An 18,447-nucleotide genomic window follows, 5' to 3' on the forward strand; every position below is an offset into this window, starting at 1 on the left:
ATTTTATGCAATTTGAAGAAAGATTAGCCAAAATAATTGAGCGCTATAAATATATCGAGAATGTACTGCTGGCTCCTGAAGCAATGAGTTCATCTGATTTTGCCAAATTAGGCAAAGAACGTGCTGAATTAAGCGATGTAGTTCATTTAATTAATAGCTATACTCAATTAAAACAAGAAATTGCTGATCTAGAAGCAGCAATCAGTGAGCCTAACGCCGATATAGACTTTAAAGATATGGCTCTAGAGGAATTGCCCTTACTTCAAGAAAAAAATGAGCAGGTTCTACATAATCTGAAATTAGCACTACTGCCTAAAGATGCAGATAATGATAAAGGAGCGATCTTAGAAATCAGAGCTGGTACTGGAGGAGACGAAGCTGCTCTTTTTGCTTACGTTTTATTTAGGATGTATCAAAGGTACGCAGAGTCCAAACGTTGGAAATTTGAAATCCTTTCAATTTCTGAAACTGATTTAGAAGGGTATAAAGAAGCTTCAGTTAGCATAAGCGGCAAAGGAGTGTTCGCCAGATTAAAATATGAATCAGGGGTACACAGAGTGCAACGAGTGCCAGAAACAGAAACAAGCGGAAGAGTGCACACCTCAGCTGCAACAGTTGCTGTTCTTCCTGAGGCCGAAGAAGTTGATATAACTATTGAAGAAAAAGATTTAAAAATAGATGTCTATAGAGCAAGCGGTGCAGGCGGGCAGCACGTCAACACAACCGATAGCGCGGTTAGGATAACGCATATTCCAACCGGGATAGTAGTTTGTCAGCAGGATGAAAAATCGCAACATAAAAATAAAGCTAGAGCGTTAAAGATATTGAGAGCTAGACTTTATGATGCTGAAAGATCAAAAAAAGAAGCAGAAAGAGCTGCGTCCAGAAAGAGCCAAGTTGGTACCGGAGACCGCTCAGAAAGAATTAGGACCTATAATTATCCTCAAAGCAGAGTGACAGATCACAGAATAAACCTTACTGTTTATACGCTTGACGAAATTGTAAATGAAGGTACACTGGATCAGTTTATTGATGCTTTAATCGCAGACGAGCAATCAAGGTTATTGGCCGAAGATAATTCTTAAAAAAATGAAATTAACACGCAAAGTTAGTCTTGCACTTTTTGATCCGACTGTTCTTTCAATTGCATCAATTGTGGTCTTTTTTGCGGTTATAAGCTCTGCTATGCTCTACTCTGCAGCAAATGGCGATTACAGCCCATGGGCTTTAAAGCAAGGCATCACTTTTACTGTATTTACTTTTGTTATGCTGCTCTTAAGGTTCATAAAAATTACCACCTTATACAGTTTATCTTACTATATATATGGACTTTGTATATTAAGCCTAGTTATTGCTGAATTGATAGGCTATACCACCATGGGCGCTCAAAGGTGGCTAAGGATTGGTATCATCAACGTCCAACCGTCAGAAGTTGCAAAATTAGGGGTAATACTCGCACTATCTAGATACTTTCACGCCCGTGTTTATAGCGACATAAGAAAGATAAACTTTTTAATTGTTCCAACTATTATTATTTTTATCCCGGCCATTTTAATATTTAAACAGCCAAACTTGGGGACTACTCTCATTGTAATTATGATTTCGATTACAATATATTTTGCTTCCGGAGTGAATAAGTGGCTTTTTATCATACCAGGAATTGCAGTGGTATCTTCTTTACCTCTTGCTTGGAACTTCCTTCATGATTATCAAAAAAAGAGGATTCTAACTTTTTTAAATCCAGAAGATGACCTCCTAGGAGCTGGTTATAATATAGCCCAATCAAAAATCGCGATAGGGGCTGGAGGATTATTCGGCAAAGGGTTTTTAAAGGGCAGTCAAAACCAATTAAGTTTTTTACCAGAAAAGCATACCGATTTTATATTTACGCTCCTTACAGAAGAATGGGGCTTTTTAGGCTTTTGTATCATCATGGTTATGTACATGGCCTTGCTTTTTACTTGTTATCGCATCGCTTTTAATTCTCTACATCATTTTGGTAAAATGATTGCAATCGGGGTTGGCACTATGATATTTTTGCACGTATTCATCAATGTGGGTATGATTTCTGGATTACTGCCAGTTGTTGGCACCCCTATCCCCTTACTATCATACGGCGGCTCAAACCTAGTCTCAGTATTAATGGGATTAGGGCTAATTTTGAGCGTAGATAAAAGCAGCAAAAATAGCACTATCAGGCTTTACTAGGATTCATACCAAATTTATTAAGCCAAACAAATACGTTTTAATTTTCCTCCAAGATAGCTTGGATAGCTGAAGCGAGTTTACAACGAAAAAATATGGCCCGTATCTCGCTGAGAATTTTCCAATTCTTCATTTATACGCAGTATATACTCTGTTAACTTGAAAAGAGTCGTTATCCCAAGATTTGTGTTTCAATATGCGCCTCATACGAACTTTATACGCTCCTCCTTAAGGCCCTCCTTTCTCTAAGTTTCCTTTGCCCGTCCCCTATAATGTCAACTAGGAGGAAGGTACGGTACATATGCTATCCCTTTTTTAATGGCTTAGATAATCAAACACATTCGGAACATTTGTGATGATCCCTAGATCATCACAAATACAAAACTCAGAATCTGGGGTCTTAAGTACTTTGTTGTTACAAATTTCGTCGGCACAACCAACCATCCCGCCCCCACATATATGAAGTGCCACATTACTGTTTGATATTGTGCTAGCAATCGAGGTCTTTAATTCACCATCCTCATATTCAACCCCATATTTACTATATATAACCGCTCTAATAGTTCCAATTAAGGTGAGAGCGCTAAAAACATGGGATTTAACTGCAGATAATGGAATGCATAGAGAAGAAGTAGTTGTTAACTCAGTTGTTGTAGTGGTCGGCGTGGTTGTTGTCGTTGTTGAGGTGGTAGCAGTTAGTGGGTATATATTAAGCAGCGAGTAAACTTTATAACCACCCCTACTCGTAGCAACAATATCTGCTCTACCATCATTGTTAATATCTGTCGCAAACAATTGCATACGTCCCTAAATCTATGCCTTTATAACCACTAAAACTGCCCTGACCATTACCTAAAAGAATGGAAATAGGATTATCAAAATTAGTAGCCACTACCACATCTAATTTACCATCAAGATTAACATCAGCTAGAGACAATCTTTGAGGGCTATACCCAACTTCATAATCTTGCCTTGAAACAAAACCTCCACTGCCGTTCCCAAGCAGCACTGAGATTGTTTGACTGAAAAAATTGGCTTTGTTAATACATCTTGCTACCATCATTATTGACATCTGCTATAAAAACAACACCAGGATAGTCCCCAACTTCGTGGTTTTGTTTTGCTGCAAAAGTTCCATCTCCATAACCTAAATAATATAGAAATTGTGGGTGCACCCCCAATTTGCTGTTATTATATCTCCCTGGCCCACCAGGTGAACCAACTCCATAAGAGACAGCAGACTTAAAAGTCCTACCGCCGTTGCCTAATAAGACAGAAACTGAATTATTATCAATGTTTGCTGTTAGCGCATCTGGATTACCGTCACAGTTCACATCAACTACACTTAAAGGATACAGGCTCCCTTCCAACTGGTTAGCTCACCGCTGGAGCAAATATTGCAGGACTGCTTATTGAAACTATATTAGAACCCTGACTGGCAACGATTTATCAGGGGCGAGCCCCCCATCAAGACCAGCTACTCTCACTCCTTCTGGCCTGTTGCCAATGTTATAATAAACTGCCTGCTGAAAACTACCATTACCATCGCCCAACAATATGGTCATTTTATTTTCATTATAACAAGCATTAATGATGTCCGTATTGCCATCACAAAATTCAAGTCAGCTGTTGTTATCCCAACAGGCCCTGTACCGGTACTATGATATCTTTGCTGGTTGAAAACCACCATTGCCATTTCCTAATAGTATCCCAATATTGGTTCCTACACGATGAGCAGTAATTATATCAAGTTTATTATCATCATTAAAATCTGCCACGGCCACTCCCCAAGGATTAGGACCAACACCATAAGTGAAAATCTCAAAATCCAAATCACCCTTTCCTATTAGCACAATCACTATATTAGATACATAAATAGTACCCACTATATCTCGCCTTCCATCGGCATTAAAGTCTGCCACATCTACACAAGTAGCTCCTTGACCCACTACATAATTTGTTGTTGATAAAAAAACATATCAAATCCCCCACATATTAAATTGTTAACTTTAAGAGATTAACCTCAAGCGTAACCCTCCCCATTAGCCAAGGTTTACCTCGTCTTTAAAAATTTTGGGCTATTTTTTTGATAAGAGATCACATACAGCGCCATTTAAGCGCACCCAACAATGAGTACAACCGCTATTAATTTATGTCAACAACTATTAATAACATTTTAATATTATTTCATCGTTTGCGTGATAAGCGAGATGATCTGCTGGGGGAAAGGGGCCCGTTTGCTTTTTTCATGGCCCGCCCTTGCAAACTCACTTTAACTATCAACTGTTAAGGAAGTATATATAGGTTAGTTAGCACCAGTTATTCCCCTTGCGCTTTGGAAAAACCATCAATACCGTCATAATTATACAAACTATGCAGTAATGCTACTTCCAAACCATTGTGCAAAACCAAATTCAATAAATCTGGAATATCTTTCGAAGATAACTTCACGCTTTCTTTCGCTAAGAACCTCAATCTCATCATACTATTACCAACCTCTTCAGCCTCAGCGGTAGGCCACACAATCAACCCCCTTTGTGCTATGCTCTTTAAGACTAAGTTTAAGCTATTAGATTTGAAAATTTCAGCAATTTCTTCCACTGATCTTTGATGATCCATCAAGTAAATATCGACCCCGACCATTTCTTTATGCACCTGCTTTATTGGCTCTACTTGAACATTGATTTTTTCTGAAGATTTAGCTTCAATAGCTTTAAGCTGAGTTGGGATAGCACCTAAATTTTTAATCACAAGCTCTGTGAATTCCTTGGTAGAAAGCTTCTTCTTGCTTGCTGAATTAAATATATCAACTGTGTGCATGCCATCTTCAATAGTTTTGAGCCAAGCATTTTGAATTTTAGCCGCAATATCCTGTTGGCCTATATGATTTAGCATCAAGATAGCCGCATTTAAAAGCCCAGAAGGATTAGCAATATTTTGACCTGCAATATCTGGGGCCGAGCCATGTACCGCTTCAAACATTGCATATTCTGACCCAATGTTAGCGCTTCCAGCAAGACCAACTGAACCAGATACTTCTGCAGCTATGTCGGATAAAATATCACCATATAGATTCAAAGTTACAATTACATCAAACAGCTGAGGTTTTTTCGCGATCCTTGCCGCTCCTATGTCAACTATATAGCTATCAGCAGTAATCCCCTCATACTCCTTAGCAACTTCTTTAAAAATGTTATGAAAAAGGCCATCAGTAATCTTCATGATATTGTCCTTAATAACACAGGTGACTTTTGATCTTTTGTTTACTTTTGCATATTCAAATGCGTACCTAATAATTCTTTCGCATCCTGCTTTAGAAATTAGCTTAAGCGACAGATAGCTGCTTTCTGTTGAGCGGTATTCGATACCAGCATATAAATCTTCTTCGTTTTCCCTTACAATCACCATGTCTACTTTATTGTCAGAACCACTAACAAATGGCTGAAAAGATACGACCGGCCTAACATTTGCGAACAAACCTAACACCTTTCTAAATGTCACATTTAAACTTTTATATCCTTTGCCTTGAGGGGTAGTAATTGGCGCTTTTAATAAGATTTTGTGCTCTTTAATAGCGTTCCACGCTTCTTTAGATATTCCTGTTGAAACCCCTTGAGTATAGAGCTTCTCGCCTATTTCAACAAACTCAAAATTAAGCCTAGCTACAACAGATTTAAGTATCTCGAGTACTGACTCCATAATTTCTGGCCCTATTCCATCGCCTTTGGCAACAACTATTGTTTTTGCATCTTTCATTTCTATATCCTATTCGAATTATCTTATTTAGTTAGTTTCGCTGTATAATAAATATCGGTCAAGCAGTAAAGTCAAATCACACCTTGATCCACTGCCAAAACATCTCCTGACAGGTATAAAGAACCACAAATCAATATTCTAATGCTTTTTCCCTTAGCATGCACTAAACATTTTTCAACTGCTTCCTTAATCGACTCCGAACATTCAGCATTAAAACCCATTTCAACCGCAACTCGATAGATATTGTAAGAGCTTTCACTAAGCGGCTCAGATTTAATATGAGTTACACAAAAAAAATCTGCTTTGCCAATAAAACATTCTAAAAACCCAGCAATATCTCTATCTTTTGACCGCCCATTTATCAAATATAAAGGGAGTTTTTCTGGCATATTTTCAATGCTCGCTATAAGCATTTGCGCCCCTCCTATGTTATGCGCGCCGTCTAACCACATTTCAGATCCATCCTCTAGAATATCAAATAGTGCGCCTGAAGTAATTTTTTGCAGCCTTGCTGGCCAGAAAGTATGAGTTAACCCGTAGTCTATATATTGCTTACTAATATTAAAGGCATCTAAGCAGTTGATAGCCGCAATAGCAGTGGCCGCGTTTACTATTTGGTGTAGGCCATAAAGAGAAGGCATCGGAAATTCTAAAGTATGCTCATTACTCTTAAACAAAAAGTGATTCTGGGTGCCAGAAAAATCCCAATGTTTACCCCAAGCACAATAATTAGCGCCCATCCTTTCACATTCTTGTACCAAAACTTCCATCGCTTCAGATAGTTGCCAGCTTATGACACACTTAGAATTCTTCTTTATAATTCCTGCCTTTTCTTTGGCAATAAGCGCAATAGTGTTCCCTAAGTATTCTACATGATCTAATGAGATAGGTGTAATAATTGACATTAATAGACTATCTATAACATTAGTTGCATCTAATCTTCCCCCTAAACCGGTTTCCAGCAGCAGTATATCAGCCCGCACTCTTGAAAATGCTAAAAAAGCTGCGGCTGTTGTTCCTTCAAAAAAGGTTAATTGCATGTCACCTGCGGCAATTCTGCATTCTTCTATTATTTCCGTTAGAAAATCATCCTCTATTTCTTGGCCCGCAAGTGTGATTCGCTCATTAAATCTCACCAAATGTGGAGAAATGTATCGATGAACTTTATACCCTGCAGCTTCTAATATAGCCTTTAGATAAGCAATAGTCGAGCCCTTACCGTTAGTGCCGGCCACATGAACCACTGGGGGCAACTTCAAATGTGGATTACCTATTTTAGCAAGCATCTCTTTAATTCTACTCAAGCCCAAATCTATAGCTTTTTTACCATAGGGTATGGGCCAATATGGCAGTTTCATTCTTTATTCCTTAGTCAAGTTAAAGCATATTTATTGAGATACTATGAATTATATAATATAAAGGAAGAAAAATTCTCAAAAAAATGCATAAAATTATAGAAATTAACGAAGTAAGAATCGCCAATAATAATTTACCTTTTATTTTAATCGCTGGGCCTTGCCAAATAGAGTCTAAAGAACACGCATTAGAAACTGCACATACTATTGCAGAGATAACCAAAAAATTAGGTATTAATTGTATATATAAAAGTTCATTTGATAAAGCTAATAGAACTTCTATTGAAGGCCGAAGAGGTATTGGCTTAGAAAAAGCATTGGAAATTTTTGAAGAAATAAAAAAACAAATTGAATGCCCTGTCCTTACTGATGTACATCTTCCAGAGCAATGCGAGATTGTGTCCGACTATGTAGATGTCTTACAAATACCAGCATTTCTTTGCCGGCAAACCGATTTATTAATTGCAGCAGGACACACAGGCAAAGCTGTAAACATTAAAAAAGGGCAGTTTTTAGCGCCTCAGAACATGAAAAGTGCAGCAGATAAAGTAGCTTCAACTGGGAACCAAAATATTCTGCTCACAGAGAGAGGAGTTTCTTTTGGATATAATAATCTAGTAAATGATATGCGAGCCCTTCCAATTATGGCTAAAACTGGCTATCCAGTTATATTTGACGCCACTCATTCTGTACAGCAACCAGGGGGTCTTGGCTTGAGTAGTGGCGGTCAAAGAGAATTCATTAAACCTCTTGCACGGGCTGCTGTTGCAGCTGGCGTTGCTGGCCTATTCATTGAAACCCATCCGAACCCCGATAGCGCACCTAGCGATGGCCCTTGTATGCTGCCCTTATCCGAATTAGAAGAGTTACTAACTGAATTAATTGAGTTCGATCAAATAGCTAAAAAGTATCCTATAAATTTATGAGTAATCTTCACGAAAAAAACATTTTAAAGAATATTTCTCAAAATAATCGCGCCTATTATGATTATTTCATAGAAGACATTTATGAAGCTGGGATCGTTCTTACAGGGACTGAGGTGAAGTCTTTAAGGAGTGGTAAAATCAGTATAGCGGAATCCCATGCTGATGAAATCGACGGAGAAATTTTCTTACTTAATGCTAACATTCCAGAGTATATGGAAGCTAATCGATATAATCATTATCCAAAAAGACCTAGGAAACTTTTGCTTCATGCTAACGAAATTCGAAAACTTATCGGGCTCATTAAAAGAAAAGGGTATACTCTTGTACCTATTGCTATCTATTTCAACAAAAAAAACAAAGTTAAAGTAGCGCTGGGCCTAGGCAGAGGTAAGAAAAATTATGATAAACGCGAAACAATTAAAGAAAGGGAATGGCAGAGACAAAAATCAAGGATGGAGTAGGAGGCCGTTATAAAATAGCTATAATAGCCGGCGAACCATCAGGTGACTTAATCGCTGCAAAGCTTTTAAATCAATTACAGCAAAAGATCTCAGTGGATGCCCGAGGCGTCGGGGGGGAGAATATGATTAAAAGAGGCTTTAAAACAATCTTTCCAATGAAAAATCTTTCCATTATGGGATATTTTGAGGGAATAGCTAAACTCCCTATAATATTAATCCGGCTGTTTCAAACAGCAAGATGGATTAAATCTTATAACCCGGATATCTTAATTACCGTAGACTCCCCAGGCTTTAATCTTCGGCTAGTTAAAAAATTAAGAAAGCAACAAGTTGCTTTTCCTATAGTACAGTATGTAGCTCCTACCGTTTGGGCATATAAAACTGAAAGAGCTAAAAAATTTGCTGATTTATATGATCATATATTCGCTATACTGCCATTTGAAAAAAAATATTTCGATGAAGCGCACCTCCCCTGCACTTACGTTGGGCATCCTGTCTTAGAAGATGAAGAAATTACCTCAAGTAAGGAAGAAATAAAGGAAAAATTTGGATTCAATAAACAAGATCAACTAATAACTGTAACTCCGGGAAGTAGAGAGCAAGAAATCAAATATCACTTAAAAGTATTGCTAGAAGCTGTCTCTAGATTAATTAGCAAGTATCATGGTATTTATTTTATTATTCCAACCTTCCCTCGCCTTTTGCATATATACCAAGAGATCCTGTCCAATTATCAATTTCGAGAATATATTCTATTGAAAACAGACGCCGAAGAAAAAAGAGCGTTGCTATACGCTAGCAACGCTGCATTCATCAAATCAGGAACTGTCGCAATTGAATGCGCACTTCTCAAGGTACCGATGTTAATATTTTATAAGGTTTCTAAAATAACAGCGTGGCTAATAAGGAAGAAAATCAAAATAAGGTATATCAGTATATTAAACCTGATGGCTGATAAGATGATTATTCCAGAATTAATTCAAGAAAATTTTACTGCTGATAATCTATTTAAAGAGATGGATAAATTGCTTGAAGAAGGAGAAAAGCAAGTTAATCAACTAGATGAAATAATTCAAAAACTAAAAGTGGGTAACGCTACTAAGCCAAGCCAAATAGCAGCTGAAGTGATATTAAAGATTCTTCCAGAAAGAGACCTTATCATGTAAATAGTTTAGATAAGCCTTATTAATAGCTTCAAATTTATATACCGCATGAGTCTCTACAAATTTTATATACTCAATTACTTCAGTTAACAAATCTTCATCAGACTCCACAACATGTATACTGATGTTTTTTGCAAATATATAATTTTCAAATAAAAACTTTGCTCTTGGCATATGATAAGCGTTTGTTACTAACAGTACCCGCTCAATTTCATGTATGGTTAAAAAAACCGAGGTCTCTTTGGCATTACTTTCAGTATTATTTGCCTCATACCCTAAGAATACCTTATCAATTTTACTGTTAGGAATAGATTTCTTTAAATAGCTTTTATTAAATGTCGAGCTGACCCCAGAAATTAAAAGAGTTTTTCCGCATCCCTGATTAAACAAGTCTATTCCAGCTTGGATCCTCTTACCACCCCCTGTAATTACTACGATAGCTTGGCAGTTATCACAGGAAGGATTTTGCTCGTTAAAGTTTTTTATATGAAACCTAAAATAAAAAAATCCGAGAAATAAAAAAACAAAAATCAATATAATGGAGTATCCTACTATCTTTAGTCTGCATTTCAATCTGCTAATTAAAATCTCCTTATTTATCATGCCATTTGCCAAAACCCACACTCGCATTTTAGGTATTTTTTAGAGCCAAAGCAATTTTTTAATTTTTCAAACTTAAAGTTGCTTTAAATTCTTTTTTTGCTACTCTTGTTTTTGCAATATTTATAAACTACCCAGAAATGTACAAGCAAATTGGCTATTTCTTTATAATAACCTCTCTTTTGTTCGCCGTGTTTTTCACTATATTAGCCCAAGGAGAGGAGCCAATTTCAATTTTAAAGCGAAAACAGGCATTGATGTACACACTAACTGAGCAACTAAAAAATAGGGCACCCATAAATATAAAACTGAATCTAACTACTCAAAAGGGCACTAAGAACGTTATAAAAATAAATTCCGCAAATTCTGCTACAAACAATAAACCGAAAACAATATTACCTACAGAATTAGAGCAGGCTACTGAAAGCTTAAGTGAGAACCCAAAACTATTAACTCCTAAATTTGCACAAACCACCTCAACAGTTGCCAAAATTGAACAAAATTTATCAAGAACTACTATAACCTTTTTATGGGATCAACCTGTAAAGGCGGCGGCTTTCATTAATAACGGAAAATTATGGATTATCTTTGACAAATTTTCTAATATACAGTTTATTGATAATACCCAACAATTCCTTAATCCTAAGAATCAGGACTACATCAAAATATCTAACATGATGCAAAAGAAAATCGACAATGACAATACTTTTATAGTCTCTGATGTCAAGCTCCCTGAAGAAATTGAAGGTACGATTATCGCAGCCTATAAACAAGATAATAGCTGGATCATTGAAGTTGCACACCGCTTCGAAAAACTAAAGAGTATTAAAGTTAACGCAAAATTTAATAACATTTATCCTTATCTAACAATCAGAACAGGAGAAAGATTTTATGGCACTATAGATTTTGTAGATCCATTTACCCACAAAAACATCAGCGTCGTACCTCTTTACAATAGCAATGTCGCAATACTAATCAAAAGAGAATTTGTTGATCTCAATATACTAGATACCATCCAAGGGGTGGTTATAGAAAAAATATCTGATGGTGTTACCCTTAACCCTCTGGGCAATAAATCTTTTTCAATAACTAAGAAATCTGGTCTCAATATAGCACCTGAAATTTACTTAGCTCAGCATGATAATTTATCCTATAACCTAATGAGATCCTCAGAAAAGGCCATTCTAAATCCGAAGTATTTCCAATCTGGAAAAGAATCTTTTATAAACACAGAAGATAAATTAATTAAAAAGATTGTAACAGCTAAACCATCCTTTAAGTCGCGTGCACGGCTTGAGTTAACTATGTTTTACTTGGCACATGGTTTTTATAATGAAGCGAAGGCTGTACTGAACTTAGCCCGTGAAGAAGACAAAATGCTAAATAAGAAATATCAGGTAATTACATTGTTAGCGGCTCTTGAATTTTTCACCAGAAACCATCAAAAAGCGCTATATGAAATTCAAAACTTTGATATTGAAGATGTACCGACGATACACCGAGAGGAATTCAGATTTTGGCAGTCACTTATTAGTTATAGTAATGCTGAAAACTACCAATATGTTGCCCTTTCAAATACCTTAAGGGTTTTTACCAATCTGAACAATAATTTTCTTCAGTATTATACAGACCAAATGCTTGCCGAGATAGGATTTATAACATTTGAATATAAAATTCAAAACAATTCCTTAGAAGATGCCTATAAAATTCTCAATGTAATGAACAAATTTTACTATTCAGACGAAATCTCTAGAAACAGGTTGAATTATGACATAGCAAGGTACTACCTAGCAGATCACGACACTAAAAGTGCACTTGATTATTTTGATAGGTGCCTTGAAGAGTTTGATGATAACCTTCACTATAACCGCTGCCATTATTATAGAGCACTAATGCTCAGAAAATCAAATATGATCAGTGAAGAACAATTAATAGAAATCCTAGAAAGAGTTAGACTACGATGGAAAGGAGATAATTTTGAAATTAGAGTTTCAAAAAAGCTATACGAAATATACACTACAACTAACCGCATTATCGAGGCACTAAGAGTTGGACAATCTATATTAAATAATTACCCAGCTTCCTTAGAAGCCGTGCAAATGAGTAACAACATGAGTAAATCCTTTATAAGGTTTTTCTTAGAAAAGGATAACAACCACAATGACCCTATCCAGGCCTTAGAAATATTTTTTGAATTCCAGCATCTATTACCAATTGGTATTATTGGAGACGAAATTATCTTAAGGGTAGCCGATTATTTAGATGAACTAGATCTATTGGATAGGTATATAGTTTTATTAGAACACCAGGTAAAAAACAGATTAACAGGCTTTAAAAAAGAGCGCGCAATCAACAAATTAGCTTCAGCATATATTAAAAATCTCCAGCCAGTTAATGCTATTAACATCATGAATTTTAAGTCTCCGAATTTTCACTTACCAGAATTCATGGAAAGAGAGAGACGGCATATCGTTGCCAAAGCCTTGCAGAAATTAGGAAAAGATAAAGATGTGCTTACTTTACTTAAAGATGATATAAGCCATCAATCCGACGAAATTAAAAGTGAAATCTTTTGGCAAAAGAAAGATTGGAGCTCTTTCAATGACTTTTCAGAACCTTATATATATTCAATAAGAAACAAAGAGTTTACTTTAAATGCCAAAGAAGTTGAGCGCATATTAAAACAAATGATTTCATATCTTAACTTAAAAGAATACGAATTGTTAGAAGCTTTATATGAAGACTTCAAACCTAGAATCCCAACGAATGATAAATACTACAAATCTATACAGTTACTATCTAATATTTCGAAAGTACAAAAGCTAAAAGATAAAAATAAGCTTGCTTTTGACGTCGATGAGATTCATCAATTAACTTCAGAAATGATAAATTCTCTAAATAATTCAATATGAGCTCTAACACTGCAATAATAATTCCAGTAAGGCTTGCAGCTATTCGATTACCAAACAAGCCCTTGGCCGACATAGGAGGCCTACCTATGGTCATTAGGGTCGCAGATCAGGCAAGGGCTTCTAATGCCGGCGATGTCTTTATTGCTGCTTGTGGGGACGATATTTGTAATATCGGTAAAAAACATGATTTTGAAGCAATAAAAACCGACCCAGATTTAGCTTCAGGAACTGATAGAGTATATGCCGCATTTAAGAAACTTAGCAGAAATTATGATTATATAATTAATCTTCAAGGAGATTTGCCTTTAATCGATCCGCAGATAATTTCGGCTACAAGAGAACTATTAACCCAGAAAGACATTGAAATGGTTACCGCAGCTGTTCCAATAACAGAAAGCAACAAAGAGAATGACCCCAATGTTGTTAAAGCAATTTTGACTCAAAACAATCAAGCCTTATATTTTACTCGAGCAACAGCTCCATTTGGCCCTGGCAAATTATATGAACATATTGGAATTTATGGGTATACTCCAGATTCCCTAGAAAAATTTGTAAAAGCTCAGCAAACCGAGCTAGAAAAAAGAGAACGGCTTGAGCAACTGCGCGCCCTTGAACACGGTATTAAAATACATGTAACCGTTGTCAATAGTGCCCCTATATCTGTGGACACTTTTGAAGATTTAGAACAAGCAAGAATTGCATTTAAGTCAGCTATTTAGCGCTAAGACACACATACATTTTTAACTTGAAGTTCTACTCCCTGTCCTTTGTAAAAGCTCATTTACTCTATAAGGCCCTCAAAGGGAGAAGCTTTAAACTGGGTGTGAGCTCCCCCCCCCCCGCAGAGCTTTTCAATGCCTCCCCCACCCCTGGGCTCTTTTCATCTCCAAACTTCCCTTAGTTTTATACACCTCTTCACTCCCGCAATCTCTGGGTAAACGATCTTTTTGCAAGCGCCTTTGCTATTAGGCTTGTTGAATTTCACTAAATATGCTAGTTAATATACTGAAACTGGTAATTTATAAGAGATGTTGTGTCTTATTCAGGACAAATCATAAAAGGCAAAAATGAGTGGGAAGTTATAATCGGTTTGGAGGTCCATTCCCAGATCACTTCAGAATCAAAGCTATTTTCGAGAAGTAAAACAGAGTTTGGCGCTGAACCAAATTCACAGGTATCCTTTATAGATGCCGCAATGCCTGGAATGCTGCCCTCAATTAATGGCAAATGCGTTGAACAAGCAGTCAAAACCGGCTTAGGTATTGGAGCCCAAATTAATCTCTTTTCATGCTTTGATAGAAAAAATTATTTCTATCCGGACCTTCCGCAAGGCTACCAAATATCTCAGTTTAGGCACCCGATAGTGAGTAATGGAAGAATTACCATAGAGCTGCCGGACAAGCAAATTAAAACTATTGGAGTAGCCAGGATCCACATCGAACAGGACGCTGGTAAAAGTATCCATGATCAAAGTCCCGGTGAAACTTTTGTTGATCTAAATCGCTCGGGTATAGCTTTGATGGAAATCGTAACCGAGCCGGATATGAGAAGTAGCGAAGAAGCTGCAGAATTCTTAAAAAAACTGCGCTCAACACTAAGGTATCTAGGCAGTTGTGATGGTGATATGGAAAAGGGCTCTCTAAGATGTGACGCTAATGTGTCCGTCAGGCCCTTAGGAAGCAACAAATATGGTACTAGAGTTGAAATAAAGAATGTTAATTCTGTAAAATTTGTAATTAAAGCAATCAATTATGAAGCAACGCGACAAGTTGAATTGCTTGAATCAGGCGGAGAGGTGCTACAAGAAACTAGACTTTTTGATTCAAATGAAGAAGTAACAAAGCCAATGCGTACTAAAGAAGATGCTGTTGACTATAGATACTTCCCAGACCCCGACCTTTTGCCCCTCATTTTATCGGAAGAATATGTAGAAAATATTAGAAAAGCTCTACCAGAGTTGCCTGATGCAAAGATCGCGAGATATATCAGTACAATGGGAATTTCGGACTATGATGCTAATGTGATTGTGGCAGATAAGAATATTGCAGATTATTTTGAAGCCACAGCCGCCCTAACAGATCCAAAACTAGCAGCAAATTGGATTATAGCAGAATTATTCGGTAAACTTAATAAGGCCAACTTAGAAATTATTGCTTCCCCAATAAAACCTGGAGATCTTGCTGCGTTGATTGAGCTTATAAGAAGCGGTGTAGTTTCTGGAAAGATTGCTAAACAAGTTTTTGAATTGATGTTTGAAACTCAGGAAGAACCAAAAGCTTTAATAGAAAAACATGGATTGGTGCAGGTCACAAATAATGATGAAATCGAAAAATTTGTTGATCAGGTCCTTGCTGCTAACCCTGAAAAAGTTGCAGAATACCGAGCTGGTAAAGAAAAGCTTTTTGGGTTTTTTGTAGGCCAGGTTATGCAAATTTCAGAGGGTAAAGTAAATCCTTCTGTCCTCAATGATATACTGAAAAAGAAATTATAATTTTATAATCATGGTAAAGAATGAGACTATTTAAAATCTTCCTCCTCATCTTGTTGCTAGTTTTTTGTTTTGTAGAACCAGTTAGCGCAAAGGAGAAACTAATAAAAGATAAGGGAGATAAGGTTGATAAGGTATCGCTTCTCAAAAAGGGAGTAGTAAATGTTAAAGTAAATGTCATAAAAAGCGCTTATAATCTTAAAGGAGAATACTTTGGGAGCGGGTTTTTAGTAGATAAAAAATTAGGATTAGTTCTAACAAACGCCCATATAGCTAAATCTTCAGAATTACAAGAGTTACTTTTAACTTTTTTCAATGGAAAAGAAGTACCAGCAAAGCTAATTTACCAAGATCCTTGGCAAGATTTATCGGTTCTAAAAATCGATCCAGCCGAATTGCCTCACGATTGTGTAGAACTTGAGTTAGCTAGCTATGAACCTAAGACTGAACAAAAGATTCTAATTATTGGCAATAATCAGAATAATAATTTTTCTGTTCAAGAGGGAGTCATTAATTCTCTATATAATAGCGCTTCATTCTTTCCAGGGCAGCATTTAGCAATTAGTGTTAATGTGAAAGGAGGAGCAAGTGGATCTCCAATTTTCGATGAGAGAGGGCAAGTTATAGGAATTGTTTTTGGCGGTAGCGAGACATTTGTAAATGGTCTTCCTGTACAATATATTAACGATATTTTATTCACTTTAAAGAATAATAAGACACCTAATAGAAAAGATACTGGCGCTATTTTAGGTTTTCGTTCTCTAGATCGATTAGTAAAATTTTATAATTTCCCAAAGAAGGTAGCTGATGATTATATAATAAGAAACCCATCTTATATGAATTTAGCGCTAACGGTAAAAGGATCTTTAGCTAACTCTCCGGCTGCAAAATTACTAAATCCTGGCGACATAATCTGGAAAATCAATGGCAAAGAAGTTGGCGCTAATCTTTATTTGCTTCAAAAAATAATTAATGAAGCAGGTGACAAAATTAATTTAACTATCTATAGAAATGGTCAAAGACAGGAGCTTGAAATCAATTTGTACGACCTTAACAAATCTAAGTTAAAACGTATGCTGTTAGTTGCTGATACAGTATTTTTTGAAGTTGATGACGTTATGCGATTAGTTTCTGGAGCTCCCCTTGGCGCCGTATTAGTCAAAAATATTGAACAAGGCTCAAGTTTTGATGTTTTCCCTTATGGTGGGTTCCAAAATTTTGGTTATATGCCATTAGCTCAAATATTAAATATTGATAATCAAACAATTAATTCTCTTGACGATATAGCTAAAATTATACCTAATTTAATGGCTAAGAAGCATTTTTCAATTAGTTATAAAAACCTAGTCTCTTATAGTGGTTACGACTACTGGCCCATGCTAAGTAAGTCTGTAATGAGTGCAGAGGTGACATATAATAGCTATGGTACTCAGCCGGTATTATTAGAATTTGATGATAATACTCTTGAATGGAAATCAAATTTTATATTAAATCAAGATAATGATAATATAGAGCAATAATAGAAAACCATGTGTAAACATTATTTTCACCTACTTCTAATAATATCAATATTGGCACTTAGCGGCGCCTATATCGGCGAATTCTTTCTAGGCATACTTCCCTGCCGGCTCTGTTATTACCAGCGCTATGTCTATTTCGCACTCTTATCTTTCTCGTTAATCTTTATATTAAAGCCAAATATTAACAAAATTATTTCCTTATTAACCACTTTTTTGATTTTGTTCACAGGTTTTATTATTTCATTTTTTCATTCAGGGGTTGAAAGACATTGGTTTAAATATAATTCTGTCTGCACTGGTTTTTCTGAGCCTATAAATTCAGCAGAACAGATAGTTAGAAATATAGAAGACGCTTCAATAGCGGTTTGTGATATTTTAGGACCGCAATTACTTGGTTTAACTATGGCAAACTGGAATGCTTTATTGTTAGGATTCCTATGTTGCGTGACACTTTTTATATATTGCAAAGACCAAAAATAAAAATTTATGTCAAAGAAAATAGCAGAAATTATACGAGTCAATCAAGCAGGAGAGTACGGGGCAAAGCGCATTTACGAAGGACAAATGGCCGCTTTAGCCACCTCCTCCTCTCTGAAAAAAGTAAAGCGTATGTATGAGCAGGAATTAGAGCATTTGCATTATTTTAATCAAGAAATGGTTAGAAAAAGAGTGCGACCAACCTTGATGTCACCAATTTGGAATATAGGAGCATATGCACTTGGATATATTTCTGGCAAACTTGGAGTCAAAGCCACAATGGCTTGTACTGCTGCGGTTGAAGAGGTGATAGAAGCGCATTATCAAAAGCACATAGATTATTTAGAAAACTGCAAAGAAGAGCGAGCTCTGAAAGAAAAAATAAAAAAATTTCAAAATGACGAAATAGAACACAAAATTACTGGATTAAATAATTCAGCTGAAAGTCTACCCTATCAGATACTTAAAGCAGGAGTTAGATCTTTGACTAAGCTTGCAATAAAAATCTCAAAAAAGATTTAAATAGTTAAAAATACTAGATTTACTAATTATAAAAAAAGCCTTATATTCCATGGTTGGGGTAT

19 protein-coding genes are annotated in these 18,447 nt (G+C 36.2%); 11 read left to right on the plus strand and 8 right to left on the minus strand.

All coding sequences use genetic code 11. The features are described from left to right. Positions 1-5: 5 nt before the first annotated feature. Entirely contained in the window at positions 6-1,085 is a 1,080-nt protein-coding gene (prfA, locus tag MIDI_RS03310) for a peptide chain release factor 1 (protein WP_013951170.1), read from the plus strand. Between the two features lie 4 nt (positions 1,086-1,089). After that, positions 1,090-2,208: a rod shape-determining protein RodA gene (rodA, locus tag MIDI_RS03315; RefSeq protein ID WP_013951171.1), complete on the plus strand. Its 1,119-nt coding sequence runs from the start codon at positions 1,090-1,092 to the stop codon at positions 2,206-2,208. A gap of 312 nt (positions 2,209-2,520) precedes the next feature. Here the strand turns inward: rodA and MIDI_RS03320 are convergent, their stop codons facing one another. The 7 genes from MIDI_RS03320 to MIDI_RS03345 form a co-directional block, all read right to left on the minus strand. Next, the gene (locus MIDI_RS03320; RefSeq protein ID WP_148234127.1) at positions 2,521-3,000 is read right to left on the minus strand and encodes a hypothetical protein; all 480 of its coding nucleotides are present in this window, start codon (positions 2,998-3,000) and stop codon (positions 2,521-2,523) included. Continuing rightward, entirely contained in the window at positions 2,981-3,268 is a 288-nt protein-coding gene (locus MIDI_RS03325) for an FG-GAP repeat domain-containing protein (protein WP_041185434.1), read from the minus strand. The genes MIDI_RS03320 and MIDI_RS03325 overlap by 20 nt, the downstream gene beginning before the upstream one ends. Further along, positions 3,246-3,575, minus strand: a complete 330-nt coding sequence (locus MIDI_RS03330) for a hypothetical protein (RefSeq protein WP_041185435.1) — start codon at positions 3,573-3,575, stop codon at positions 3,246-3,248. The genes MIDI_RS03325 and MIDI_RS03330 overlap by 23 nt, the downstream gene beginning before the upstream one ends. Before the next feature lie 48 nt (positions 3,576-3,623). Beyond that, positions 3,624-3,770 carry a hypothetical protein gene (locus MIDI_RS08595; protein ID WP_160162241.1) on the minus strand — a complete coding sequence of 49 codons (147 nt, stop codon included), beginning with the start codon at positions 3,768-3,770 and terminating at the stop codon, positions 3,624-3,626. Positions 3,771-3,863: 93 nt separating this feature from the next. Beyond that, entirely contained in the window at positions 3,864-4,127 is a 264-nt protein-coding gene (locus MIDI_RS03335; protein ID WP_160162242.1) for an FG-GAP repeat domain-containing protein, read from the minus strand. A 397-nt stretch (positions 4,128-4,524) separates the two neighbouring features. Further along, the gene (locus tag MIDI_RS03340; protein ID WP_013951174.1) at positions 4,525-5,961 is read right to left on the minus strand and encodes an NADP-dependent isocitrate dehydrogenase; all 1,437 of its coding nucleotides are present in this window, start codon (positions 5,959-5,961) and stop codon (positions 4,525-4,527) included. Between the two features lie 71 nt (positions 5,962-6,032). Continuing rightward, complete coding sequence (locus tag MIDI_RS03345) at positions 6,033-7,319, minus strand: bifunctional folylpolyglutamate synthase/dihydrofolate synthase (RefSeq protein ID WP_013951175.1); 1,287 nt, start codon at positions 7,317-7,319, stop codon at positions 6,033-6,035. An 83-nt stretch (positions 7,320-7,402) separates the two neighbouring features. On the opposite strand from MIDI_RS03345, the gene kdsA reads away from it, so the two are divergent. Genes kdsA through lpxB form a run of 3 tightly spaced genes read left to right on the plus strand, consistent with a single transcriptional unit; the run spans position 7,403 to position 9,869 of the window. Continuing rightward, entirely contained in the window at positions 7,403-8,242 is an 840-nt protein-coding gene (gene kdsA, locus MIDI_RS03350) for a 3-deoxy-8-phosphooctulonate synthase (protein ID WP_013951176.1), read from the plus strand. Next, entirely contained in the window at positions 8,239-8,703 is a 465-nt protein-coding gene (smpB, locus tag MIDI_RS03355; protein ID WP_013951177.1) for an SsrA-binding protein SmpB, read from the plus strand. The genes kdsA and smpB overlap by 4 nt, the downstream gene beginning before the upstream one ends. Next, positions 8,673-9,869 carry a lipid-A-disaccharide synthase gene (gene lpxB, locus MIDI_RS03360; protein ID WP_013951178.1) on the plus strand — a complete coding sequence of 399 codons (1,197 nt, stop codon included), beginning with the start codon at positions 8,673-8,675 and terminating at the stop codon, positions 9,867-9,869. Before smpB ends, lpxB begins: the two co-directional genes overlap by 31 nt. Here the strand turns inward: lpxB and MIDI_RS06310 are convergent. Then, positions 9,834-10,496: a YdcF family protein gene (locus MIDI_RS06310; RefSeq protein WP_013951179.1), complete on the minus strand. Its 663-nt coding sequence runs from the start codon at positions 10,494-10,496 to the stop codon at positions 9,834-9,836. The genes lpxB and MIDI_RS06310 overlap by 36 nt on opposite strands. Positions 10,497-10,606: 110 nt before the next feature. On the opposite strand from MIDI_RS06310, the gene MIDI_RS03370 reads away from it, so the two are divergent. The 6 genes from MIDI_RS03370 (at position 10,607) to MIDI_RS03395 (ending at position 18,385) form a co-directional block, all read left to right on the plus strand. Further along, on the plus strand, positions 10,607-13,378 hold the full coding sequence (locus tag MIDI_RS03370; protein WP_013951180.1) for a hypothetical protein: 2,772 nt from the start codon (positions 10,607-10,609) through the stop codon (positions 13,376-13,378). Further along, complete coding sequence (locus MIDI_RS03375; protein ID WP_013951181.1) at positions 13,375-14,097, plus strand: 3-deoxy-manno-octulosonate cytidylyltransferase; 723 nt, start codon at positions 13,375-13,377, stop codon at positions 14,095-14,097. Before MIDI_RS03370 ends, MIDI_RS03375 begins: the two co-directional genes overlap by 4 nt. Before the next feature lie 332 nt (positions 14,098-14,429). Next, positions 14,430-15,869, plus strand: coding sequence for an Asp-tRNA(Asn)/Glu-tRNA(Gln) amidotransferase subunit GatB (gatB, locus tag MIDI_RS03380; protein WP_041185690.1), 1,440 nt, complete (start codon positions 14,430-14,432; stop codon positions 15,867-15,869). 20 nt (positions 15,870-15,889) lie between these two features. Beyond that, on the plus strand, positions 15,890-17,386 hold the full coding sequence (locus MIDI_RS03385; RefSeq protein WP_013951183.1) for a S1C family serine protease: 1,497 nt from the start codon (positions 15,890-15,892) through the stop codon (positions 17,384-17,386). Between the two features lie 9 nt (positions 17,387-17,395). Beyond that, positions 17,396-17,866: a disulfide bond formation protein B gene (locus MIDI_RS03390; RefSeq protein WP_013951184.1), complete on the plus strand. Its 471-nt coding sequence runs from the start codon at positions 17,396-17,398 to the stop codon at positions 17,864-17,866. 6 nt (positions 17,867-17,872) lie between these two features. Continuing rightward, positions 17,873-18,385: a demethoxyubiquinone hydroxylase family protein gene (locus tag MIDI_RS03395; protein WP_013951185.1), complete on the plus strand. Its 513-nt coding sequence runs from the start codon at positions 17,873-17,875 to the stop codon at positions 18,383-18,385. Positions 18,386-18,447: the final 62 nt, after the last annotated feature.

The sequence above is a fragment of the Candidatus Midichloria mitochondrii IricVA genome (assembly GCF_000219355.1).
Lineage (GTDB): Bacteria > Pseudomonadota > Alphaproteobacteria > Rickettsiales > Midichloriaceae > Midichloria > Midichloria mitochondrii.